General features: G+C 69.2%; 19 protein-coding genes. 7 read left to right on the top strand and 12 right to left on the bottom strand.

Annotated elements, in window-relative coordinates:
• Positions 1–160: 160 nt before the first annotated feature.
• Positions 161–2,716 carry an FG-GAP-like repeat-containing protein gene (locus tag J7E25_RS06440; RefSeq protein WP_214869036.1) on the top strand — a complete coding sequence of 852 codons (2,556 nt, stop codon included), beginning with the start codon at positions 161–163 and terminating at the stop codon, positions 2,714–2,716.
• Positions 2,717–2,719: 3 nt separating this feature from the next.
• Here J7E25_RS06440 and J7E25_RS06435 read toward each other — a convergent pair whose 3' ends face one another.
• Positions 2,720–3,841 (bottom strand): glycerophosphodiester phosphodiesterase family protein, encoded by a 1,122-nt coding sequence (locus tag J7E25_RS06435; RefSeq protein ID WP_214869035.1) that lies wholly within the window; start codon positions 3,839–3,841, stop codon positions 2,720–2,722.
• Positions 3,842–3,998: 157 nt separating this feature from the next.
• Between J7E25_RS06435 and J7E25_RS06430 the strand changes: the two genes are divergently transcribed.
• The gene (locus J7E25_RS06430; protein ID WP_214869034.1) at positions 3,999–4,811 is read left to right on the top strand and encodes a Bax inhibitor-1/YccA family protein; all 813 of its coding nucleotides are present in this window, start codon (positions 3,999–4,001) and stop codon (positions 4,809–4,811) included.
• 63 nt (positions 4,812–4,874) lie between these two features.
• Here J7E25_RS06430 and J7E25_RS06425 read toward each other — a convergent pair whose 3' ends face one another.
• The 10 genes from J7E25_RS06425 to J7E25_RS06380 all read right to left on the bottom strand — a co-directional run bounded on the left by J7E25_RS06425 (position 4,875) and on the right by J7E25_RS06380 (position 15,791).
• Positions 4,875–5,819, bottom strand: a complete 945-nt coding sequence (locus tag J7E25_RS06425) for an L-lactate dehydrogenase (protein WP_214869033.1) — start codon at positions 5,817–5,819, stop codon at positions 4,875–4,877.
• A 49-nt stretch (positions 5,820–5,868) separates the two neighbouring features.
• Entirely contained in the window at positions 5,869–7,470 is a 1,602-nt protein-coding gene (gene guaA, locus J7E25_RS06420; protein ID WP_214869032.1) for a glutamine-hydrolyzing GMP synthase, read from the bottom strand.
• Positions 7,467–7,931 (bottom strand): DUF3817 domain-containing protein, encoded by a 465-nt coding sequence (locus J7E25_RS06415; RefSeq protein ID WP_214869030.1) that lies wholly within the window; start codon positions 7,929–7,931, stop codon positions 7,467–7,469. The genes guaA and J7E25_RS06415 overlap by 4 nt, the downstream gene beginning before the upstream one ends.
• A gap of 9 nt (positions 7,932–7,940) precedes the next feature.
• Positions 7,941–8,537 (bottom strand): TetR/AcrR family transcriptional regulator, encoded by a 597-nt coding sequence (locus tag J7E25_RS06410; protein ID WP_214869028.1) that lies wholly within the window; start codon positions 8,535–8,537, stop codon positions 7,941–7,943.
• A 109-nt stretch (positions 8,538–8,646) separates the two neighbouring features.
• On the bottom strand, positions 8,647–9,576 hold the full coding sequence (locus J7E25_RS06405; protein WP_308164394.1) for a trypsin-like peptidase domain-containing protein: 930 nt from the start codon (positions 9,574–9,576) through the stop codon (positions 8,647–8,649).
• Positions 9,577–9,637: 61 nt separating this feature from the next.
• The gene (locus tag J7E25_RS06400) at positions 9,638–10,423 is read right to left on the bottom strand and encodes an SURF1 family protein (RefSeq protein ID WP_215009301.1); all 786 of its coding nucleotides are present in this window, start codon (positions 10,421–10,423) and stop codon (positions 9,638–9,640) included.
• Positions 10,424–10,434: 11 nt separating this feature from the next.
• Positions 10,435–10,941: a cation:proton antiporter regulatory subunit gene (locus J7E25_RS06395; protein ID WP_214869023.1), complete on the bottom strand. Its 507-nt coding sequence runs from the start codon at positions 10,939–10,941 to the stop codon at positions 10,435–10,437.
• 51 nt (positions 10,942–10,992) lie between these two features.
• A complete protein-coding gene (locus J7E25_RS06390; protein WP_214869021.1) occupies positions 10,993–12,723 on the bottom strand; it encodes a glycerol-3-phosphate dehydrogenase/oxidase in 1,731 nt (576 codons plus the stop codon).
• A 95-nt stretch (positions 12,724–12,818) separates the two neighbouring features.
• Positions 12,819–13,943, bottom strand: a complete 1,125-nt coding sequence (locus J7E25_RS06385) for a GuaB3 family IMP dehydrogenase-related protein (RefSeq protein WP_214869019.1) — start codon at positions 13,941–13,943, stop codon at positions 12,819–12,821.
• A gap of 147 nt (positions 13,944–14,090) precedes the next feature.
• A complete protein-coding gene (locus tag J7E25_RS06380; protein WP_214869018.1) occupies positions 14,091–15,791 on the bottom strand; it encodes an ABC-F family ATP-binding cassette domain-containing protein in 1,701 nt (566 codons plus the stop codon).
• A gap of 113 nt (positions 15,792–15,904) precedes the next feature.
• Here J7E25_RS06380 and J7E25_RS06375 point away from each other — a divergent pair, with 113 nt between their 5' ends.
• Positions 15,905–17,065 carry a MalY/PatB family protein gene (locus tag J7E25_RS06375; RefSeq protein WP_214869017.1) on the top strand — a complete coding sequence of 387 codons (1,161 nt, stop codon included), beginning with the start codon at positions 15,905–15,907 and terminating at the stop codon, positions 17,063–17,065.
• A gap of 252 nt (positions 17,066–17,317) precedes the next feature.
• Here J7E25_RS06375 and guaB read toward each other — a convergent pair whose 3' ends face one another.
• Complete coding sequence (guaB, locus tag J7E25_RS06370) at positions 17,318–18,820, bottom strand: IMP dehydrogenase (RefSeq protein ID WP_214869016.1); 1,503 nt, start codon at positions 18,818–18,820, stop codon at positions 17,318–17,320.
• 348 nt (positions 18,821–19,168) lie between these two features.
• On the opposite strand from guaB, the gene J7E25_RS06365 reads away from it, so the two are divergent.
• The 4 genes from J7E25_RS06365 to J7E25_RS06350 are packed head-to-tail and all read left to right on the top strand — an operon-like array spanning position 19,169 to position 23,025.
• Positions 19,169–20,371: a branched-chain amino acid ABC transporter permease gene (locus J7E25_RS06365; protein ID WP_374196196.1), complete on the top strand. Its 1,203-nt coding sequence runs from the start codon at positions 19,169–19,171 to the stop codon at positions 20,369–20,371.
• A 15-nt stretch (positions 20,372–20,386) separates the two neighbouring features.
• Positions 20,387–21,367, top strand: coding sequence for a branched-chain amino acid ABC transporter permease (locus J7E25_RS06360; protein ID WP_214869065.1), 981 nt, complete (start codon positions 20,387–20,389; stop codon positions 21,365–21,367).
• Positions 21,357–22,271 carry an ABC transporter ATP-binding protein gene (locus tag J7E25_RS06355; protein WP_214869014.1) on the top strand — a complete coding sequence of 305 codons (915 nt, stop codon included), beginning with the start codon at positions 21,357–21,359 and terminating at the stop codon, positions 22,269–22,271. The genes J7E25_RS06360 and J7E25_RS06355 overlap by 11 nt, the downstream gene beginning before the upstream one ends.
• On the top strand, positions 22,258–23,025 hold the full coding sequence (locus J7E25_RS06350; RefSeq protein ID WP_214869012.1) for an ABC transporter ATP-binding protein: 768 nt from the start codon (positions 22,258–22,260) through the stop codon (positions 23,023–23,025). Before J7E25_RS06355 ends, J7E25_RS06350 begins: the two co-directional genes overlap by 14 nt.
• Positions 23,026–23,278: the final 253 nt, after the last annotated feature.

Raw genomic sequence — 23,278 nt, 5'->3', positions numbered from 1 at the left:
ACCCGATCCGACCACGAGAATCGCACCATCGACTCGCCGTCGGTCGCGGGAAGCGCGTTCCTCGCCTGAGCAGCGCCGGTCGCATAGAGTCACTGTCACGGTCGCGATCCCAGTCGGAGGGCTGGGGTTCGCAGCGACCATCAGCCTGGGGGAACACATCATGAACAGGTCTTCGGGACGCGCACGGTCGCGCATTCTCGTCGCCGTGGCGGCGATCGCGGCACTCGGCTTCGGGTCGCTCGCGGCCGCATCGCCGGCGTCGGCAGAGGGAGAGACAGGAACCGTCACCGGCACCGTGACCGGCACCGTGACCGGCACCGACACCGCCGGGGCCGGCATCGCCGACGTCGAGGTCGAGCTCTACTACTACGTTGCCGAAGCGTGGATCGAGGTCGTCGCGACCGGTATCACGAGCGCCGACGGAACGTTCCTCCTCGACGAGGTGCCGGCGGGACAGTATCTCTTCTCCGCCGAGCCCGGCCCGGGAGTGAACTATCTGCCCGCCCCGCAATCCTCGACCGCAGTGGACCTGGTCGCCGGGGAGACCATCGAGATCAACCCCGTGCTCGAACCCGGCGCGGTCATCTCGGGGAACGTGAAGGCCGAGACCGCCGGCGGCGAGATCGCCGTGGTGCCGGGCATGAGCATCAGCCTCCTGAGCAACGGCCACGGGGTGCGGAACGGGAACGCGGTCGTCGACGAGGACGGCGACTACCGCATGGTCGGCCTGCCCGCCGGCGACTATGTCGTCGTGTTCAACGAGAACCGGAACCTGCCGCAGTACCCGACCACGTACTGGGATGGCAGAACCGACCTCGACAGCGCCGACCACGTCGTGCTCGCCGCGGGCGAGACACGTACCGGCATCGACGCGACCCTGCCCCTGGGTGGCACCATCAGCGGCCGCATCACCGGGCCCGACGGTCCGGTCGGCGAGTGGGCGGCGCATGCCGTGCTGTGGAAGCTCGATGATGGCACGTGGGAGTCAGATCCCAGCCTCAAGGGCCGTACCAATGCCGACGGGGAGTACTCCATCAGCGGCTTGCTCCCCGGCACCTACAAGGTCCAGTTCAACGACGTCTACTTCGCCGTGCTGGAGTACTACGACAACGTGCACGACCTGGCGAGTGCCGAGGAACTGGTCGTCGCCGGTCATGAGACGATCGCCGACGTCGATGCCTTCATCGGCACGGACGTCGTGCCGACGCCCACGATCGGCTCCGATGCCGACGTCGTCGCGGTCGACAGTGCCACTGGCGTGTTGTCGGTGTATCCGGCCACGGGTTCCGGCGAGCTCGGCGCGGCAGTCGCGATCGGGCCGGGATGGGGAGCCGCCAAGGCGATCTACAACGTCGACTGGAACAACGATGGCCTCCAGGATGTCGTCGCGCAGTGGAGCGATGGACGGCTGACCCTGTATCGGGGCGAGTACGACGGGGGATTCACTACGCCCGTGCAGATCGGCTCGGGATGGCAGGGCTGGTCGATCACGATCGGCCCGTGGAGGGTCGACGACCGATTCCCCGGAATCGTGGCCAAGAGCAGCACCGGTGGCCTCGTCTACTACCCCAACACCACCGGAGTCGCGCTGACATCGGCGACGGCGATCGGAAGCGGGTGGTCGGGCCTCGCGTTGACCCAGATCGACTTCGACGGTGACGGCTACCAGGACCTGCTCGCCCGATCCAAGGACGGCAGCGTGCGCCTCTACCGCTCCAACGGCATCGGCGGCTTCATCGACGAGGCCAGGACCGTCGTCGCCACCGGGTGGAACACGATGAACAGCGTCAGCACCCTGTTCGGGTTCGACGGGGCGACGAGTTCGGGGATCGGGGCGCGGACCCCCTCGACGGGCGACCTGATCTACTACCCGGTCGAGGCCGGAACCCTCGGCTCTCCGTCGACGATCGGCACCGGCTGGAACGACCGCCTGATCGCCGGCGCACCACTGTCCAACGACCTGCCCGCCGTCAAGCTCGGCGCCGCCGACGTGGTCGCCGTCGACGGGCAATCCCGTCTGTGGCGATACAAGGCCACCGGAACCGGCGGTGTCGAGAACGGCGTGCAGATCGGAGCAGGCTGGTCGGGGCTCCTCTCCGCGTTCGTCACCGACTGGAACATCGACGGCGTGCAGGACATCGTCGCCCAGTGGGCCGACGGGCGCCTGACCCTCCACCCCGGACTGGCCGACGGAGGTCTCGGCGCACCGACCGCACTCGGCACGGGCTGGGAGAGCTGGTCGATCACCGTCGGCGCATGGAAGAAGGGCGAGAGCCGCCCCGGCATCGTGGCCAAGAGCAGCACCGGCGGCCTCTACTACTACCCCAACACCACCGGAGGTGCCCTCACGACCGCTACCGCCATCGGCAGCGGCTGGTCGGGACTCGGCATCACCCAGGTCGACTTCGATCGCGACGGCAAGCAGGACATCCTCGCTCGCACGGGCGACGGTGCGCTCCGCCTCTACCGTTCCAACGGCAGCGGCGGATTCATCACGGAGCCCAGAGCCCTCGTCGGCACCGGCTGGAACGCGATGACCGCCATCGCGCCCACCGCGCGCTTCGCCGGCGACTCCACCCTCGGACTCGTCGCCCGGTCGACCACCGGCGAACTGCGGTACTACCCGGTCAACACCGGCGGCACCTGGGGCCAGCCCAAGACCGTGGGCACCGGCTGGAACGGGTACCTCATCTTCGGCACCTCCACCCTGAAGTAGCGCTCAGCGGGCGAGATCCTCGGCGCGCGACCACCAGTCACGCGCCTCGACGCCGAGGTCGGGATGGTCGACGAAGATTCCGTCGACGCCCGTGCCGACGATGAGCGTGAACTCGCCGAGCCAGTCGCCGTAGGCCGCGCGCGCCGTGCCGCGGCGGAACCCCTTGGAGAGGAAGCGGTTCTCGGGCCGGAGCGTCCACGTGAAGATCTCGAGGCCCGCGGAGTGCGCCGCATCGACGAGCTCCGAGCCGACGAGCGTCGGGTGCGCTGCACGTCGATCGAGGGGTGCGCCCGTGGCATCCGTCGCTGCAGCCACCGCCTCCCCCCGAGCCCCGGCCCGCGGCTTCGGTTCGCCGATCAGGCGGGCCTTGCCGACGCTCACGCCGTCGACCCGGTCGGCGAGCGCCAGCAGCCCCGCCTCGGTGACGAATTCGTCGTAGCGGGCCGCCCGGGTTCCCTCGGCGAGCACCAGGTCGTAGGGCGAACCGGTCGCCTCGATGAGGAAGATCCGGGAACCACGGATGCCGCGTGCGCCGAGCCGATCGAGCAGCCCGGGCTCGAACGACTCCATGATGAGCCGCTCGTCGCCACGCCCCCAGCCGGCCTCGTCGAGCTCGGCAGCGAAGAGCTCGTCGAGCGGCAGGCCGAGCGCGTCGAAGTGGCTCGCGTGCTTGAACTCCGCGACCATGCGGATCAGGCGGCGCTGCTCGTCGGCCGCGGTGTCGATGAGCGCGAACAGGTCGCGTAACCGGATGATCGGGTAGCGGTCGTTGAAGCTCGAGCTCGATTGGCGCACGGCGCCCAGTCGCTCTCGTGCCCTCAGGGTCGACAGCTCGGCCCACGTGAAGTCCTCGGTGAACCAGCCGGTGAGCGGCTTGCCGTCGACTTCGCGCGTCGTGCGCTTCGCGGCGAACTCGGGCCGCCTCGCGACATCCGTCGTGCCCGAGACCTCGTTCTCGTGCCGCAGCACGAGCACGCCGTCGCGCGTCGCCACGATGTCGGGTTCGACGGCGTCGGCGCCGAGCGCGAACGCGAGCTCGTAGGCCGACCTCGTGTGCTCGGGCCGGTAGCCCGGGGCGCCGCGGTGCCCGATCACGAGCGGCCGTTCCGCGAGGTCGTGCAGCATGTGCCCCAGCGTAGCCACGCGGCCGCGGCATCCGCGGGAATCCGCCGCGAACTCCGGGCGTTGTCACGGGTATCTCCGGTAAGTTGGAACTCGGCACGGATGCCGCATCCGGCCACCCGTCCCCCGCACCGACGTCAGCCGAAAGCAGAGGAACTCCATGGCTCTCGACAATCCCGCCTTCAAGCGGAACTCCGCCTTCTCTTCGCAGGGAGCCGTGGCCGCAGCGCAAGACGTATCCGCCCAGCAATTGCAGGAGATGTACAACCAGCCGGCCACGCTGCCCGACCGCGAGGTCATGACCATCGAGACCACGGTGCAGAAGGCGGCCGTTTCGTTCGGCCTGCTCGTCGTGGGCGCGGCCCTCGGCTGGCTGACGACCGAGTCGCTGCCGTTCCTCTGGATCGGCGCCGGCATCGCGGGCTTCGTGCTCGCGCTCGTCAACATCTTCAAGAAAGAGCCGTCGCCGGGCCTCATCCTGGCCTACGCCGGCGTGCAGGGCGTCTTCGTCGGCGGTATCTCGGCATGGTACGAGCTGGCCTTCGGCGGCGGCATCGTCGCGCAGGCGGTCATCGCCACGCTCGTCGTGGTCGGCGTGACGCTCGCCCTCTTCGCCTCGGGCAAGATCCGCGCCTCGAAGCGGGCCACGAAGATCTTCCTCGTGGCGATGGTCGGCTACCTCGTGTTCTCGCTCGTGAACCTCGGCCTTCAGATGTTCAACGTCGTCGAGAGCCCCTGGGGCGTTCGCGGCTTCGAGATCATGGGCATCCCGCTCGGGGTGATCCTCGGCGTCCTCGTCGTGATCATGGCGGCGTACTCGCTCGTGCTCGACTTCGACTTCATCCAGCAGGGCGTGCGCAACCGCGCTCCGAAGAAGTACGAGTGGACCGGCGTCTTCGGCATCATGGTCACGGTCATCTGGCTGTACCTCGAGATCCTCCGGATGCTCGCGATCATCCAGTCGAGCGACTGACCCTCGCGCAACTCGCGCCAACGTCGAAAGGCCGCCCTCGGGCGGCCTTTCGTGTTTCGTCGGTCAGACCCCGAGAGAATCCACCGACGCGCGGATCGCGGCGGCCGACGTCTGCAGCAGCCGCACCTCGTCATCGGAGAACGGCGTCTCGGCGACGGGCACGGCTCCACTGCCGCTCACGACGCTCGGCACCGAGAGCGCCACACCGTCGATGCCCCGGATGCCGCGTTGCACGGTGCTCACCGGCATCACCGCGTGCTCGTCGTTCATGACCGCCTCGACGATGCGCGCACCGGCGAGCCCGATCGCGTAATTCGTGGCGCCCTTGCCGCGGATGACGGTGTACGCGGCATCCCGCACCTCGCGGGCGATCCCGTCGAGCTCGGATGCCTTGAACGGCTCGCCGCTGCGCCAGTCGAGAATCGGCACCGGGCCGATGCGTGCGCTCGACCACAGGGGGAACTCGGTGTCGCCGTGCTCGCCCACGATGTCGGCGTGCACGTTCGCGGTGGTGACGCCGGCGCGGCGGGCGAGCAGCCAGCGCAGCCGGGAGGTGTCGAGCACGGTGCCCGACCCGAAGATGCGCTGCGGCGGCAGTCCTGAGATTCGCTGGGCGACGACCGTGAGCACGTCGACGGGATTCGTGACGAGCACGTAGATCGCATCAGGGGCGCGTTCGAGCAGGTTCGGCAGGAGCGACTCCAGGATGCGCGCGTTCGTGCTCGCGAGTTCGAGCCTGGTCTGGCCCGGCTCCTGCTTCGCACCCGCGGTGATCACCACGACGTGCGAGCCCTCGACCACCGCGAGGTCGTCGCCGCCGCTGACGCGGGCCTCGGTGAACTGCGTGCCGTGCGCGAGGTCGAGCACCTCCGCTTCGACCTTCGCCGACGCGATGTCGTAGAGCGCGACCTGGCTCGCCGACCCGCGGATGAGTGCCGCGTACGCGAGGCTCGACCCCACGCTTCCGGCACCGACCACGCACAGCTTCGAGTTCTCCACCACGCTCATCCCGCCATACTGCACCAGGCCGGCTCGCGCCGGCGACGCCGTGCGGGCGTTACTCCCACTCGATGGTGCCCGGCGGCTTCGACGTGACGTCGAGCACGACGCGGTTGACCTCGCGCACCTCGTTCGTGATGCGGTTCGAGATCTTCGCGAGCACGTCGTAGGGCAGGCGGGTCCAGTCGGCGGTCATCGCGTCTTCCGACGAGACCGGACGCAGCACGATGGGGTGGCCGTAGGTGCGGCCGTCGCCCTGCACGCCCACGGAGCGCACGTCGGCGAGCAGCACGACGGGGCACTGCCAGATCTCCTGGTCGAGTCCGGCGGCGGTCAGCTCCTGACGGGCGATCGCGTCGGCGTCACGCAGGATCTCGAGACGGTCAGCGGTGACCTCGCCGACGATGCGGATCCCGAGGCCTGGCCCCGGAAACGGCTGGCGGCCCACGATCGCCTCGGGGAGGCCCAGCTCGCGGCCGATCGCGCGCACCTCGTCTTTGAAGAGGGTGCGCAGCGGCTCGACGAGCTCGAACTGCAGGTCTTCGGGCAGGCCGCCGACATTGTGGTGGCTCTTGATGTTGGCCGTGCCCGTGCCGCCGCCCGATTCGACGACGTCGGGATAGAGCGTGCCCTGCACGAGGAAGCGGATCGGCTCGCCGTCGGCGTCGGCCTCGGCGACGAGGTCGCGCTCGGCCTGCTCGAACGCCCGGATGAACTCGCGGCCGATGATCTTGCGCTTCTGCTCGGGGTCGCTGACGTCGGCGAGGGCTTCGAGGAAGGTGTCGGCCGCGTCGACCGTGACCAGGCGGATGCCGGTGGCCGCGACATAGTCGACCTCGACCTGTCGGCGCTCGTCTTTGCGGAGCAGGCCGTGGTCGACGAAGACGCACACGAGCTGGTCGCCGACCGCTTCGTGCACGATCGCCGCGGCGACCGCGGAGTCGACGCCGCCCGAGAGCCCGGCGATGACGCGGGCCGAACCGACCTGCTCGCGAATGCGCGCGACCTGCTCGGCGATGACGTTGCCCGAGTTCCAGTCGGCGGGGATGCCCGCGGCGCGATGCAGGAAGTTCTCGATGACGCGCTGGCCGAACTCGGAGTGCTTCACCTCGGGGTGCCACTGCACGCCGTAGAAGCCCTTCGCGTCGTTTGCGAACGCGGCGACCGGCGTCGTCGCGGTCGAGGCGAGCACCTCGAAGCCCTCGGGAGCGACCGCGACCGAGTCGCCGTGGCTCATCCAGACCGTCTGCGCCTCGGGCTGGCCGTCGAGCAGTGCGTTGCCGTCGTCGGTGCGCGCCGTGACGGCGGTGGAGCCGTACTCGCGGTGGCCGGTGTGGGCGACCTCGCCGCCGAGCTGCTGTGCCATGACCTGGAACCCGTAGCAGATGCCGAGCGTCGGCACCCCGAGCTTCAGGATCCCCTCGTCGAGCGCGGGCGCGCCCTCTTCGTAGACCGACGACGGCCCGCCGGAGAGCACGATGCCGACGGGGTTCTTCGCGGCGACCTCTTCGGCGGTGATCGTGTGCGGCACGATCTCGGAGTAGACGGATGCCTCGCGCACGCGCCGCGCGATCAGCTGCGCGTACTGCGCGCCGAAGTCGACCACGAGCACCGGGCGCTGTTCAGTGGGCTGCTCGGGCTGCTCGGTCTGGTCGGTCACTGCTGGGCCTCCACGGTGTCGGGGGTGGCGTCGGATGCGGGCTGCGCGCTCTCGCGCTCGCGGCGATCGAGGTAGGCGAGCACCTCGCGGCCGTTGCGTGCCTCGAGGATGAACGAGAGGAAGGGGATGACGCCGCCGAGGGCGATGACGATGAATCGCCCGAACGGCCAGCGCATGAGGCTCCAGAGCCGGAAGTCGCTGAAGAGGTACACGACATAGAACCAGCCGTGCACGATGAGGATGCCGGTCGAGAGGTTGACGGCGGTGACCGTGCCGCTCGGTACGAAGGCGAGGAAGCCCCGCTCGCCGCCGAGCTCCAGCTCGAGGCCGAACGCGTACTTCATGATCATCTCGGCGCACAGCGAGAGGAGCAGCACGCCGGTGATGATCGAGGAGACCTGGTAGAAGCGGAGCGCCCCGCGGATGCGCGGCAGATCGGCGAGTTTGGGCTCGAGGGGCATGCGACCAGTCTACGGTGCGCGGTTCGGGGAAAGACCCGAGAGCAGGCGCGCGAGGGTGTCGATCGCGGCGTCGATCTCACCGGCGGCATCCGCGGCCGTGGCGTTCGCGATCGCCACTTCGTTCAGCGCGCCCGAGATCATCGTGGCGACGGTGCCGAGGCGCTCCCCGCCGATCACACCGGCCTCCGCGAGCTCGGCGACGCCTTCGTCGAGCAGGCGCACGCTCGTGTCGAGGTCGCCCTCACGCCAGTCGTCCCAGCCGAGCACGGCCGGGCCGTCCACGAGGAGGATCCGCCGCACTTGCGGGGCGAGGCTCGCGTCGAGGAACGCGCGGCAACCCGCGAGGAACGATTCGAGCGGGGCTTCGACTCCGGATGCAGCGACCTCCACGGCCTGGGCGACGTCGCGCTGCGCGTGCTCCACCACGGCACGGAACAGGCCCGACTTGCTGCCGAAGTGATGGTAGAGCGCACCGCGGGTGAGGCCGGCCTCGGCGACGACGTCTTCGAGGGCGACCCCGACATACCCGTGTTCGGAGAATCGGCGCGCGGCGATCTCGAGGATCGCGACGCGAGTGCGCTCGCGCTGCTCGGCCTTCGTGGGCATCCCGCTCCGATCCTGGGCGCCGGCGCGACCGCACGGCCGCGGTTGACATACACACTGTACGTCGGTGAGGATGCATACACACTGTATGTATCCGCCCTGAGGAGCGCGCCTACCTCGGCACGTCGACGAGCTCGCGGGGCACGACGAACACGTCGACGAGCGCGCCGTTGCGCCAGAGCGTCATCTCGACCTGCCGATCGATGGCGTCCTCGACCATGAGCTTCTGGATCGACGTCGACGTCACGATGCTCTGGCCGTCGAGCGAGACGACGACGTCGCCGCGGTGCACCCCGGCGAGATCGGCCGGACTGTCGGTCGCGACGCCCGCGACCTGCAGGCCCTTCGGCGAGCCGATGCGGGCCGCGAGCGACGGTTCGAGTTGCACCTGCATGCCGACGATGCCGAGCCAGGCCCTTCGCACGCGTCCGGTGCGCACGAGCGTCTCGATGATGCCGCGCGTGGCCAGGTTGATCGGTACTGCGAGGCCGACGCCGATGCCGGCGACCGCGGTGTTCACGCCGACCATGTGCCCGTTGCCGTCGGCGAGCACGCCGCCCGAGTTGCCGGGATTCAGCGCGGCATCCGTCTGGATCACCTCGTCGATCACCCGACCCGATGCCGTGGGCAGCGAGCGCCCGAGGTTCGAGACGATGCCGGCCGTCACGCTGCCGGCGAGGCCGAGCGGATTGCCCACGGCAACGACGAGCTGACCTACGCGAAGCCCGGCTGCGTCGCCCAGCGGCACGGGCGGCGGCACCTGCCCGCGAGCGCGGAGCACCGCGAGGTCGGAGAGCACGTCGCGGCCGACGACGTCGACGGTGACGGACGTGCCGTCGCCGAACGTCGCTTGTGCCGACCTCGCCCCCACCACGACATGTGCGCTCGTGAGCAGCACGCCGTCGGCGCTGATGACGCTCGCACTCCCGGCGCCTTCGCCGCGAGCAGAGCGGACCGCGAGGCTCGCGACGCTCGGCAGCACCGAACTCGCAACCGCGGTGACGACGGCCGAATAGGCGTCGAGCGGATCTTCGATGGTCACAAGGGAATCATGACCCTCACGAGGCGGCGCGCGCCCCGAGTTCGCCGCGAGCGGAACCCGGTCAGCCGGCCGGCGTCCCGGCTTGCTCTGACGCGCGATCGGCCGCCACGACCGCCTCATCGCGTTCCCGCTCCACGGCGTCGCGCACCAGGCGGTACCAGAGGAACACCGCGAACCCGGCGAACACCACCCACTCGACGGCGTAGAAGATGTTCAGCCAGTTGAACTCCACGGCCAGCTCGGGCGGCGGAGAGACGATCGCCTCCAGCCCGGCGGCGGGATCGGCCGCGGTGACGTAGCCGAAGTACACGGGCCGGTTGTCGTAATCGGCCCAGACGTTCACGAGCTGGGCGACCGCGACGGTCGTCATCGCGAAGGGGTCGCCGTCTTGGGGCGGCACGACGGGCGCCTCGCTCGGCAGGAACCGGCCCGTGATGGTGATCTCCGCGCCTGCGGCAGCTTCGAAACGGTCGGCGGCGGCCCGGGCGGTCTTCTCGTCGGCGGCCCAGCCGAGCGCCACGGGGAGGCCTCCGGCTGCGGCATCCGTCACCTCAAGGTGGGCCACCGGCCAGAAGCCGGCGACGCCGTCGTTGAGTCGGCCCTCGACGATGACCGTGTCGCCGGGCACCACGACGCCCGTGACCTCGACCATCTGCGCCGTCGCCGCCTGCGTCGTCGGCACGTCGGGCCGGGCCACGTCGGCGAACGGGCGAACCTCTTCGGTTGGCCGCTCGACGACGACGGATGACTCGACGGCGCGTTGGAGCTGCCATTGGCCGAGCAGCGCGAAGCCGGCGGCGATGCCGAGGGCGAGCAGGAGCGCGAGCACCCACCTGGGGCGCATCATCATCCGGAGCATCAGGCGCCGTGCCTCCCGGCGAGCCCCACGCCCTGGTGCACCGCGCGGAACACCGTGGCGATGCCCTCATGCGGGCCGACCGCGACGATGGTGTCACCCGCGTGCACGACGAAGTCGCGCGCAGGTGAGGGGTATGCGTGATCGTCGCGCACGACCGCGACGATGGCGACGCCGGAGGTCTCGGGCACCTCGCCGAGCTCGCGGCCGGCGATCGCGTCATCGGCGTCGATGCTCACCCAGTCGATCGGCACGCCCGGCAGCTCGTCGAGCTCGGTGATCGACTCCACGATGCGCGTGCCGCCGAGCAGCTCGGCGAGGGTGTGCGCTTCGTCTTCGCGCAGCCGGATCGTCGACGCCGTCGCGTCGTCGTCGGCACCCGGCGGCCTCGTGACGAGATCGCTCGAGCCGGTGCGGTGCGCGACGACGGCGAGTTCGACGCCGTCGGCACTCGTGAAGGAGTGCAGTACACCCACCCCGGGAAGGGTGATCCGGCGGACATCAACCATGGCGCGGACTCCTCGGTCTCGAGTGCGTCGCCCCAAGTCTATCCGCGCGCCTCAGTCCACCTTCACGATGTCGGGAGCCTCGAGCCGCACGCGGTCGGCCGACTCGTCGTCGGGCTGCAGTTGCGACGCACGCTCGGCGGCCACCCGTTCGAGGTAGCGCTCGACCTCGAGCGCCTCCCGCGCGGCATCCCAGCCGAGCACGCCGGCCATGAGCCTCGCCGCGACCGGCGCCGCGGAGACGCCGCGGTCCCACGCCTCGATCGAGATGCGGGTGCGGCGCGCGAGCACGTCGTCGAGATGCAGCGCCCCCTCGTGCGAAGCCGCATAGACGACCTCGGCCTCGAGGTAGTCGTCGGCACCGGGCAGGGGCTCGCCGAGCGAGGCATCCGACCTGATGATGTCGAGCAGTTCGTCGGTCATCGTGCCGTAGCGATTGAGCAGGTGCTCGATGCGCACCTTGTGCACGCCGAACGCACGTGCGATCTTGCCGCGCTTGTTCCACGCGGCCTGGTAGCCCTCGGCGCCGAGCAACGGGATGTCCTGCGTCGTGGACGCGGGAACCTTGCCGTCGAGGGCGTCGGCGGCCGCATCGATCGCGTCTTTGGCCATCACCCGGTAGGTGGTCCACTTGCCGCCGGCGACGACGACGAGGCCCGGCACCGTGTGCGCCACGACGTGTTCGCGCGAGAGCTTGGAGGTCTGCTCGCTCTCACCCGCGAGCAGCGGCCGGAGTCCCGCGTACACACCCTCGACGTCTTCGCGCGTGAGCGGCACGCCGAGCACCGCGTTCACGTGCTCGAGCAGGTAGTCGATGTCGGCCGCCGTCGCGGCAGGGTGCGCCTTGTCGAGGTTCCAGTCGGTGTCGGTCGTGCCGATGAGCCAGTGCCGACCCCACGGGATGACGAAGAGCACGCTCTTCTCGGTGCGGAGGAGGAGGCCCATCGTCGACTGGAACCGGTCGCGGGGCACGACGAGGTGGATGCCCTTCGAGGCCCGCACGTGGAACGTGCCGCGTTCGCCGACCATGCGTTGCGTGTCATCCGTCCACACCCCGGTGGCGTTCACGACCTGCTTGGCGCGAACCTCGAAACGTTCGTCGGTCTGCAGGTCGTGCGCCTTCACGCCCACCACCCGCTCGCCGACCTTGATGAAGCCCTCGACCTTCACGCGGCTCGCGACGTGCGCGCCGTAGAACGACGCGGTGCGGGCCAGGGAGGCGACATACCGCGCGTCGTCGACCTGCCCGTCGTAATAGGTGATCCCCCCGATGAGCACGTTCGGAGCGAGCGACGGAATCGCCTTCATCACTTGGCGCTTCGAGAGGTGGCGGTGGTGCGGCACACCGGGCGGGCGACCGCCCGTGTAGCTGAAGAGGTCGTACAGCAGCATGCCGGCGCCCACGTAGACACGCTCGATGAACCGCGTCTTCAGCGGGTAGAGGAACCGCACGGGCTTCACGAGGTGCGGCGCGATGCGCTGCAGCAGGAGGCCACGCTCGATGAGCGCCTCGCGCACGAGCCGGAAGTCGAGCTGTTCGAGGTACCGGATGCCGCCGTGCACGAGCTTCGATGAACGACTCGAGGTGCCCGACGCCCAGTCACGGGCCTCGAGCAGGCCGACGCTGAGACCCCGCGTCACGGCGTCGAGGGCGCTGCCCGTGCCGACGATGCCGCCGCCGACGACGAGGATGTCGAGCTCCTTCTCCTTCAGCCGCGCGATCGCCGCGTCTCGCTCCTCGGGTCCGAGCTTCGTCGAACGCGTCACCGAATTGACTCTCGCCATCGTCGCTCCCCATCCTCACGGCCGGGCGCTTGCACGGCCGCGCTCGCGTTCCACGCTACCCGAGGGGTCGGCCCCGCGCCATGGAACGCGCGGGGTCAGGCGAGGCGGTACGGCGCGACGACGACCTCGACGCGCTGGAACTCCTTGAGGTCGGAATACCCCGTGGTGGCCATCGAACGCTTGAGCGCCCCGATGAGGTTGGCCGTGCCGTCGGCGGCCGGCGCTGGGCCGTAGAGGATCTCCTCGAGCGGCGCCACCTGGCCGACCTCGACCCGCTGGCCGCGGGGCAGCTTCGCGTGGTGCGCCTCAGCGCCCCAGTGGAACCCGGCGCCCGGAGCATCCGTCGCCCGTGCGAGTGCCGCGCCGAGCATGACGGCGTCGGCGCCGCACGCGATCGCCTTCACGATGTCGCCCGACTTGCCGACGCCGCCGTCGGCGATGACGTGCACGTAGCGCCCGCCCGACTCGTCGAGGTAGTCGCGGCGAGCGCCGGCGACATCCGCCACCGCGGTGGCCATCGGGGCGTGGATGCCGAGCGTCGCACGCGTCGTCGACGCCGCTCCTCCGCCGAAGCCGACGAGCACGCCCGCTGCGCCCGTGCGCATGAGGTGCAGCGCGGCCGTGTAGGTGCCCGCGCCACCGACGATGACGGGCACGTCGAGCTCGTAGATGAACTTCTTGAGGTTCAGCGGCTCCTGGTTCCTCGAGACGTGCTCGGCCGAGACCGTGGTGCCGCGGATCACGAAGAGGTCGACGCCTGCGGCGACGACGGTCTCGTACAGCTCCTGCGTGCGCTGCGGTGAGAGCGCGCCCGCGACGGTGACGCCGGCCGCGCGGATCTCGGCGAGGCGCTCGGTGACGAGCTCGGGCCTGATCGGTGCGGAGTAGAGCTCCTGCATGCGCGTCGTCGCCGTGTCGGCGGGCAGCCGCCGAATCTCGGCGAGCACCGACTCGGCGTCGTCGTACCGGGTCCACAGGCCCTCGAGATCGAGCACGCCGAGTCCGCCGAGCTGGCCCATCATGATCGCCGTGCGCGGCGACACGACGGAGTCCATCGGGGCCGCGAGGAACGGGATGTCGAACTGGTAGGCGTCGATCGACCACGTGGTCGAGACGTCTTCGGGGTCGCGCGTGCGGCGGCTCGGAACGATCGCGATGTCGTCGAAGGCATAGACACGACGGCCCCGCTTCGAGCGGCCGATCTCGATCTCCTGGGTCACGAGTCAACCCTAGCGAACTGACGTGATGGCCTCGTCTTACGCTTCGAGGTCGGCGCGGCACGCTTCGCACCGCTTCGCGTCGCGATCGCTCCTGCTGCCGCCTTCCTGACGGAAGCCCGTCGCAGCTCCGCTGCGCCGTGCTGAGCGTCAGCGAGCGCGCACCACGCGCCCCTCGTTCCACACCGGGGCATCCGACTCGACGACTTCGCCGTCGGCACCGAACACCACGAACCGGTCGAAGCTGCGCGTGAACCAGCGGTCGTGCGTCACCGCGAGCACCGTGCCGTCGAATCGCGAGAGCGCGTCTTCGAGTGCCTCCGCCGAGACGAGGTCGAGGTTGTCGGTGGGCTCGTCGAGCAGCAGCAGCGTCGCCCCCGACAGCTCGAGCAGCAGGATCTGCAGGCGCGCCTGCTGGCCGCCCGAGAGCGAGTCGAAGCTCTGCTGCGCGGATGCCGCGAGCCCATAGCGATCGAGGGCCGAACTCGCCGCCTCCCGCGCCATGCCGTCGCGGTTCGCGTCGCCGCGGTGCAGGATGTCGAGCAGGGTGCGGCCGCGGAACTCGGGGTGCACGTGGTTCTGCGCGAACCACCCCGGCACGACTCGCGCGCCGAGCACCGCGCGCCCGGCGTGCGGAATCCGGGCCAGAGCCTCGCCGACCGTCGTGACGTGCCCGAGCGTGCGATCGGGCTCGGTGCCGCCGCCGGCGAGCAACCGGAGGAAGTGCGACTTGCCCGAGCCGTTCGAGCCGAGCACCGCGACCCGGTCTCCATACCAGACCTCGAGGTCGAACGGCTTCATGAGGCCCGTGAGCTCGAGTTGCTCGCACACAACCGAGCGCTTGCCGGTGCGCGCCCCGCGCAGCCGCATCGCCACGTTCTGCGACGGCGGGCGCTCCTCGGGCGGCCCAGCCTCCTCGAACTTCCGCAGTCGCGTGACGGCCGCCTGGTAGCGCGACGCCATGCCGTCGTTGTAGGTGGCCTTCACCTTGAGGGTCGCCACGAGCGTTCTCAGGGCGGCGTGCTGTTCATCCCAGCGCCGCCGCAACTCGTCGAGCCGCTCGAAGCGCTCGTCGCGCGCACGGTGGTATCCCTCGAAGCTCCCGCCGTGCACCCAGGCGGTGTTGCCGGCGGCGCCGAGCTCGAGCGTCACGATGCGGTCGGCAGCGCGCGCGAGCAGCTCGCGGTCGTGCGAGACGAGCAGCACCGTCTTCGGCGTCGCCCGAAGCTGCGCCTCGAGCCAGCGCTTGCCGGGCACGTCGAGTGAGTTGTCGGGCTCGTCGAGGAGCAGCACCTGCTCGGGCCCGCGGAAGAGCGCCTCGAGCGCGAGCCGCTTCTGCTCGCCGCCCGAGAGCGTGGCGAGCTCACGCCACTTCGCGCGTTCGAAGGGAATGCCGAGCGCTGCGCTCGTGCAGTGGTCCCACACGACCTCCTGCTCGTAGCCGCCGGCCTCGGCGTACTCGGCGAGCGCCGTCGCGTAGCGCATCTGCGCCGCCGTGTCGTCGCGTTCGATGAGGGCGTCCTCGGATGCCTCGAGCTCGATCGCCGCGGCCCTGATGCGGGTCGGCGCGACGGACACGAGCAGCCCGGCGACCGTCTCGGCGGCCCCTTCGACGGTGCGGCCGGTGCCCACGAACTGGTCCATCACGCCGAGTCCCCCGTCGACCTGCACGCTGCCCTCGTCGGGGCGAAGGTCGCCGCGGATGATGCGCAAGAGGGTCGACTTGCCGGCGCCGTTCGCGCCGATGAGCGCCGTCGTCGCGGCATCCGTCACCCGGAATGCGAGGTCGGCGAGCAACGGCCTGCCGTCGGGCAGCGAGAACGAGACGCCGTTGACGTCGATGAAGCCCATGCGAGTGTCCGATCGGTCGGCGGCATCGCCGCGCCGCCCGTCGGGCAGCCGACCAGACTACACGCGCCGGGAGATCCCGTGCCACCCGACCCGATCTGCGGCAAGCTGGAGGCATGCAACGCATCGCCGCCGAACCGCTCGACGCCCTCCGCAACCGCACGAGCGCGAAGTGGCGCAGCTACCCCGCCGATGTGCTGCCGCTGCCCGTCGCCGAGATGGACTACCCGCTCGCCGAACCCGTCGCGGCGGCACTCATCGACGCGGTGCGGCGCTCGGACACGGGCTACAACCAGGGCAGCCGCACCGTCGCCGAGGCATTCGAGGGCTTCGCCTCGACACGCCTCGGCTGGGACGTCGACCCGGCCCGCATCACGTGCACCGGCGACGTGAGCATGGGCATCGTCGAAGTGCTGCGCCGGGTCACGAACCCGGGTGACGGCGTCATCATCACCCCGCCGATCTACCCGCCGTTCTTCGATCTCGTCACCGAGAGCTCGGCCCGAATCGTGGAAGTGCCGATGCTCGGGGGCATCGACGAGGGCTGGGCGCTCGACCTCGAGGGCATCGAGGCGGCGTTCGAGGGGGGCGCCAGGGCAATGGTGCTCTGCAACCCGCACAATCCGATCGGCATGGTTCCGGATGCCGCGGCCCTCGCGGCGCTCGCCGACATCGCCGCGCGCCACGACGTCACGATCGTCGCCGACGAGGTGCACGGGCCGCTCGCGCAGCCCGCGACGCCCTACACGCCGTTCCTCACGGTGTCGGATGCCGCGCGCGAACACGGCATCGCGATCACGTCGGCGAGCAAGTCGTTCAACATCGCCGGGCTGAAGTCCGCGCTCGTCGTCACCGCGAGCGAGCGCGGCGACCGGGTCCGTGCCGCCCTGCCGTATGAAGTCGAATGGCGCATGGGGCAGTTCGGCGCGATCGCGTCGATCGCGGCGTTCCGGCACGGCGGGCCGTGGCTCGACGGCGTGCTCGCAAGCCTCGACGACAATCGGCGGCTGCTCGCCGAACTCCTCACCGACGAGCTTCCCGGGGTGCGCTACCGGATGCCCGACGCCACGTACCTCGCGTGGCTCGACCTCTCAGTGCTCGGCTGGGGCGACGACCCGGCAGCGTACGCCCTCGAGCACGCGAAGGTCGCGCTCGCGAACGGGCCGACGTTCGGCGCGACGGTGGGACGCGGGTACGCGCGGCTGAACTTCGCGTGCACGCCCGAGGTGCTCGACGAGGCGGTCACGCGGCTTGCGGAGGCCAGATCTGCGGGTTGAGGAGCTGCGCAGCGAGCGGCTCGAAACCGGACGCCGGTCGCGGCAACTTGCTCTGCGGGTTGAGGAGCTCGCGCAGCGGGCGTCTCGAAACCGCACGCTCGTCGAGGCGCTGCGCGCCGGCGCTTCGCGGCCACGGGGCTTGCGTTCCGCGGTCTGCCGCGGCACGCTTCGCGGCGCTGGCGCGCCGCGAGCGCTACGGCTGCCGCCGTTCTGACGGAAGCGCGTCGCGGCTTCGCCGCGCCGCGCTGACCGTCAGCGCGTGTAGTTCGGCGCCTCCACCACGATCTGCACGTCGTGCGGGTGCGACTCCTTGAGACCGGCCGGCGTGATCCGCACGAACCTGCCCTTGGCCTTCAGCTCGTCGATGGTGCGGGCGCCCACGTAGAACATCGACTGGCGGAGCCCGCCGACGAGCTGGTAGGCGACGGCCGACACCGGGCCGCGGTAGGGCACCTGGCCCTCGATGCCCTCGGGAATGAGCTTGTCGTCGCTCGGGACATCCGACTGGAAGTAGCGGTCTTTGGAGTACGAGGTCTTCTTGCCGCGGGTCTGCAGCGCCCCGAGCGAGCCCATGCCGCGGTAGGTCTTGAACTGCTTGCCGTTCTGGAAGACGAGCTCGCCCGGGCTCTCGGCGGTGCCCGCGAGGAGCGAGCCGAGCATGACCGTGTCGGCCCCGGCGACGAGCGCCTTCGCGATGTCGCCCGAATACTGCAGCCCGCCGTCGGCGATGAGCGGGACCCCTGCGGGCCTCGTCGCCTTCGACGCCTCGTAGACGGCGGTCACCTGGGGAACACCGACGCCCGCGACGACACGGGTCGTGCAGATGGAGCCCGGACCGACGCCGACCTTGACCGCGTCGGCGCCCGCGTCGACGAGCGCCTGGGCGCCCTCGCGAGTCGCGACGTTGCCGCCGATCACGTCGATGTGGGCGAACGTCGGGTCGGCCTTGATCCGCCGGATGATGTCGAGCACGCCGGCGCTCTCGCCGTTGGCCGTGTCGACGACGAGCACGTCGACGCCGGCATCGCGCAGCGCCTCCGCACGCTCCCAGGCGTCACCGAAGAAGCCCATCGCCGCACCGACGCGCAAGCGACCCTCGGCGTCTTTCGTCGCGTTCGGGTACTGCTCGGACTTGTCGAAGTCCTTGACCGTGATGAGCCCCGTGAGCCGGCCATGCTCGTCGACGAGCGGCAGCTTCTCGACCTTGTGCTGCGCGAAGATCGCGATCGCCTCGTCGGGGTCCATGCCGACGCGGCCGGTGATGAGCGGCATCTTCGTCATGACGTCGGCGACCTTCGTCGACGACTTCTCGAAGTCGGAGACGAACCGCATGTCGCGGTTCGTGATGATGCCGACGAGGATGCCGTCGGCGTCGATGACCGGAAGGCCGCTGACGCGGAACGTGGCGCACAACTCGTCGACCTCGGCGACGGATGCGTCGGGCGTCGTCGTCACGGGATTGGAGACCATGCCCGACTCGCTGCGCTTCACGCGGTCGACCATCTCGGCCTGCTCTTCGATCGAGAGATTGCGGTGCAGGATGCCGATGCCGCCCTGGCGGGCCATCGCGATCGCCATGCGCGACTCGGTGACCGTGTCCATCGCGGCCGACAGGAGCGGCGTCGCAACGGTGATGCGTCGGGTGAGACGCGAGGCCGTGTCGGCTTCGCTCGGGATCACATCGGTGTGACCTGGCAGCAGCAGGACGTCGTCGTACGTGAGTCCCGTGAATCCGAACGGATCTGCCTGATCCATGTCTTCCCTTCAATCTGTGATGCCCCAAGTGCCGCGCGAAAGCGAATCGTGCGATGCATCAATGTTAAGCGAGTTTGCATAGAGGGCATTCCCCGGATAACAATCGAGGGCCATTGTGGACCGCGCATGAAACACTTGGGACATAATCGGCACGTACTGTCGACGAAGATGTCGATAGGAAGACCGGACCCGGATGGCCATCAGCCTCCGGGCACCCTTGGAGGTGCAGTGGAACCCACGCAATCAGTCGCCAAACGGTCGCCCCGAAGGTGGCTCGTCCTCCTCGGAATCCTGTTGTCCGCCCTCACTCTGTCCGGCATCGCAGCGTCCCCTGCGATGGCGGACACCGTGAGTACGGAAGACAGTCCCGAGGACTTCGAGTACTTCTTCACGGGCAACGTGACCTTCGATGATGAACCCCTCGAGGGCGTTCGCATCACGGTCGAAGGTGACGGCTACGAAGCCGAGACGGAGACCGACGCCGAGGGCAAGTGGCGCCTCGGCGTACCCGAGAAGGCCGAGTACGAGCTCACGCTCGACGAGGACACCCTTCCCAAGGGCGTCGTCGTCGCGGAAGGCCAGGCCACGATCAAATCGGAGTTCGGGCTCACGAAGCTCAAGGCGGTGAACTTCTTCCTCGGCGAGGGCCAGCGCACCACGACCGACATCGGCGCCCAAGTGCTCATCCGGTTCATCAACGGCCTGAACTTCGGCCTCCTGCTCGCACTCGCGGCGATCGGGCTCTCGCTGATCTTCGGCACGACGGGCCTCTCGAACTTCGCGCATGCCGAGATGGTCACGTTCGGGGCGCTCATGGTGCTCACGTTCGGGGTCGACCTGGCGTTCCCCATCTGGCTCGCCATCATCATCGCGATCGTCCTCAGTGCAGCACTCGGATGGACGCTCGACGCGGTGATCTGGAAACCGCTCCGAAGACGCGGAGTCGGACTCATCCAGCTCATGATCGTCAGCATCGGTCTCTCGCTCGCGGTCCGCTACATCTACCAGTTCCTCTACGGCGGATCGACCCGGCAGCTTCCGGGCGCGACCCTCGCCTCCGACATCCACCTCGGACCCGTCTCGATGTCGTGGGTCGACCTCGCGAGCATGATCACGAGCGTCGTGGTGCTCGGGGCCGTGGCCTACTTCCTGTTGCGCACGCGCATCGGCAAGGCGACGCGCGCGGTCTCCGACAACGCGAGCCTCGCCGCCGCGAGCGGCATCGACGTCGATCGCGTCATCCGGATCGTCTGGGTGATGGGCGCCGCCCTCGCCGGGCTCTCGGGCATCCTGTGGGCGTACTTCCGACCCGGCGTCAGCTGGGACATGGGCTTCCAGATCCTGCTGCTCATCTTCGCAGCCGTCACCCTCGGCGGGCTCGGCACCGCGTTCGGCGCACTCGTGGGCTCCATCATCGTGGGGCTCTTCATCGAGATGTCGACGCTCTGGCTGCCATCCGACATGAAGTACGTGGGCGCACTCGTCGTGCTCATCCTCGTGCTGCTGTTCCGACCGCAGGGCATCCTCGGTCGCCGCGAGAGAATCGGCTAAGGAGGACCGACCATGATCGACTGGATTCAGATCTTCTCCAACGCGGCGCAGGAGCTCATCAGCCCCACCACCGCCGCCTACGCCTTGGCCGCCCTCGGCCTGGCGATCCACTTCGGATACACGGGCCTCCTGAACTTCGGGCAGGCGGGCTTCATGGCCCTCGGCGCATACGGCTACGCGATCTCTATCCTCAGCTTCGGCTTCCCCGTCTGGGGCGCCGTGCTGGTGGGAATCGGGGCATCCGTGGTGTTCGCCCTGATCCTCGGTATCCCGACCCTGCGGCTCCGCGCCGACTACCTCGCGATCGTCACGATCGCGGCGGCCGAGATCCTGCGGCTCACCTTCACGACGAACACGTTCGCCGACATCACCGGCTCGGCGAGCGGGCTGCAGGGCTACAAGGGCGGCTTCGCCGACCTCAACCCGATCCCAACGGGCAGCTACGGCTTCGGACCCTTCACGTACAACGCGTACGACTGGTGGATCCGCATCGTCGGCTGGTCGCTCGTGGTGATCCTGGCACTCGTCACGTGGCTCATCATGCGCAGCCCGTGGGGCCGCGTCATCAAGGGCATCCGTGAAGACGAGGACGCCGTGCGCGCGCTCGGCAAGAACGTCTACTCGTACAAGATGCAGAGCCTCATCCTCGGTGGCGTCTACGGCACCCTCGGAGGAATGATCTTCATCCTGCCCCGATCGGTGGTACCGGCGAACTACCAGACGTCGCTCACGTTCTTCGTCTACGCGATCCTGCTCCTCGGCGGGGCCGCCACGATCCTCGGGCCGGTCATCGGCTCGGTGATCTTCTGGGTGCTGCTCTCCTTCTTCTCGGGCTTCGTCGCCCGGGCGGTGGAGGCGGGCTGGCTCCCGTTCATGTCACAGGTGCAGGCCGGCCAGCTCCGGTTCATCCTCGTCGGCATCGCGATCATGCTGATCGTGATATTCAGGCCTCAGGGCATCTTCGGAAACAAGAAGGAGCTGGCCTTTGTCAAGTAACGTCACTCCCACGTCCACGCCGGTGAAGACCACCGGCCTCCACGTCGGCGACGCCGGACCGGGTTGCCGCAAGGTCGACCCGATCCTCATCGCCGACAACGTCAGGCGCACCTTCGGGGGCCTCACCGCCGTCGATGTCGAGCATGTCGAGGTCCCGCGTGGTGCGATCACCGCACTCATCGGTCCCAACGGCGCCGGCAAGACGACTCTCTTCAACCTGCTCACGGGCTTCGACAAGCCCGACAGCGGCAAGTGGGAGTTCGACGGCCGGTCGCTCGCGCATGTGCCGGCCTACCGGGTGGCCCGCATGGGCCTCATCCGCACCTTCCAGCTGACGAAGTCGCTCGCCCTGCTCACCGTGCTCGACAACATGAAGCTCGGTGCGAAGGGCCAGATCGGTGAGAACCTCTTCCGGTCGTTCCTGCCGTTCCTCTGGCGCAAGCAAGACGACGAGATCGAGGCGAAGGCACTCGAGATCCTCGCGCGCTTCAAGCTGGATACCAAGAAGGACGACTACGCAGCCAGCCTGTCGGGCGGGCAGCGCAAGCTCCTCGAGATGGCGAGGGCGCTCATGAGCGACCCGACGCTCGTCATGCTCGACGAGCCGATGGCCGGTGTGAACCCGGCCCTCACGCAGTCGCTGCTCGACCACGTGCTCGACCTGAAGTCAAAGGGCATGACGGTGCTCTTCGTCGAGCACGACATGCACATGGTGCGCCACATCGCCGACTGGGTCATCGTGATGGCCGAGGGCAAGATCGTCGCCGAAGGCGACCCGCACCTGGTCATGCAGGACCCCGCTGTGATCGACGCCTACCTCGGCGCCCATCACGACGCCGACATCGGCACAACGGACACCGAGCACGTCGAGGTGTTGAAGGAGCTCATCGATGACGAACAGTGAACCGACCGCTGCTGCGGTCCTCGAACCCGTCGCAGACGCGGTCGTTGAAGCCACGAATGTCACGGCGGGCTACCTGCCCGGCGTGAACATCCTGAACTCATGCTCCCTCGTTGCGAGGAAGGGCGAGCTCATCGGCATCATCGGCCCGAACGGCGCCGGCAAGTCGACGCTCCTGAAGGCCATCTTCGGTCTCGTGAAGGTGCGCGACGGGTCGATCCGCCTGAACGGCGAGGAGATCACGAATCTCAAGGCGAACAAGCTCGTGGCGAAGGGCGTCGGCTTCGTGCCGCAGACGAACAACGTGTTCCCGTCGCTCACGATCCAGGAGAACCTCGAGATGGGAATGTTCCAGAAGCCCAAGGGGGTGAAGGAACGCCTTTCCTACGTTACCGAGATCTTCCCCGAGCTCGGCAAGCGACTCGGCCAGCGTGCCGGGTCGCTCTCCGGCGGTGAACGGCAGATGGTCGCGATGTCGCGTGCACTCATGATGGGTCCGCACGTGATGCTGCTCGACGAGCCCTCCGCCGGGCTCTCCCCTGTGCGGCAGGACGAGGCCTTCCTTCGCGTGAAGGAGATCAACCGCGCCGGCGTGACCACCATCATGGTCGAGCAGAACGCGCGGCGCTGCCTGCAGATCTGCGACCGCGGCTACGTGCTCGATCAGGGCCGCGACGCCTACACCGGCACGGGCCGCGACCTGCTGAACGACCCGAAGGTGATCGGCCTCTACCTGGGCACGCTCGGCCAGGACTGATCCACCCGCACGAACGGGGGCGGATGCTACGGCATCCGCCCCCGTTCTGCGTTCGCGGGTTCGCGCATCGATCGGACTCATGATCGTCGCGGACGCATGCGTGCGCCGGCCTACGCCCGCACCCTCACGGCAGCGCACGCGCGCACGCTCAGGTCGGCGCACACGCGCACCCTTATGTCAGCGCACGAGCGCACCCTCACGTCAGCGCAAGGGGCTCATACTTTGCCGCGCCCCGCGCCCCACGGCACGTCTC

Source organism: Agromyces sp. ISL-38 (genome assembly GCF_018613935.1).
Taxonomy (GTDB): domain Bacteria; phylum Actinomycetota; class Actinomycetes; order Actinomycetales; family Microbacteriaceae; genus Agromyces.
This window is presented reverse-complemented; position numbering and strand designations above follow the sequence as displayed.

Bases quoted from the DNA above. Each gene is read 5' to 3' on its own strand.
- J7E25_RS06430 (WP_214869034.1), top strand. From the start codon at position 3,999: ATGGCTCTCGACAATCCCGCCTTCAAGCGGAACTCCGCCTTCTCTTCG.
- J7E25_RS06440 (WP_214869036.1), top strand. From the start codon at position 161: ATGAACAGGTCTTCGGGACGCGCACGGTCGCGCATTCTCGTCGCCGTG.
- J7E25_RS06415 (WP_214869030.1), bottom strand. From the start codon at position 7,931: ATGCCCCTCGAGCCCAAACTCGCCGATCTGCCGCGCATCCGCGGGGCG.
- J7E25_RS06390 (WP_214869021.1), bottom strand. From the start codon at position 12,723: ATGGCGAGAGTCAATTCGGTGACGCGTTCGACGAAGCTCGGACCCGAG.
- J7E25_RS06410 (WP_214869028.1), bottom strand. From the start codon at position 8,537: ATGCCCACGAAGGCCGAGCAGCGCGAGCGCACTCGCGTCGCGATCCTC.
- J7E25_RS06380 (WP_214869018.1), bottom strand. From the start codon at position 15,791: ATGGGCTTCATCGACGTCAACGGCGTCTCGTTCTCGCTGCCCGACGGC.
- J7E25_RS06435 (WP_214869035.1), bottom strand. From the start codon at position 3,841: ATGCTGCACGACCTCGCGGAACGGCCGCTCGTGATCGGGCACCGCGGC.
- J7E25_RS06375 (WP_214869017.1), top strand. From the start codon at position 15,905: ATGCAACGCATCGCCGCCGAACCGCTCGACGCCCTCCGCAACCGCACG.
- J7E25_RS06395 (WP_214869023.1), bottom strand. From the start codon at position 10,941: ATGGTTGATGTCCGCCGGATCACCCTTCCCGGGGTGGGTGTACTGCAC.
- J7E25_RS06425 (WP_214869033.1), bottom strand. From the start codon at position 5,819: ATGAGCGTGGTGGAGAACTCGAAGCTGTGCGTGGTCGGTGCCGGAAGC.
- J7E25_RS06400 (WP_215009301.1), bottom strand. From the start codon at position 10,423: ATGATGCGCCCCAGGTGGGTGCTCGCGCTCCTGCTCGCCCTCGGCATC.
- J7E25_RS06350 (WP_214869012.1), top strand. From the start codon at position 22,258: ATGACGAACAGTGAACCGACCGCTGCTGCGGTCCTCGAACCCGTCGCA.
- guaB (WP_214869016.1), bottom strand. From the start codon at position 18,820: ATGGATCAGGCAGATCCGTTCGGATTCACGGGACTCACGTACGACGAC.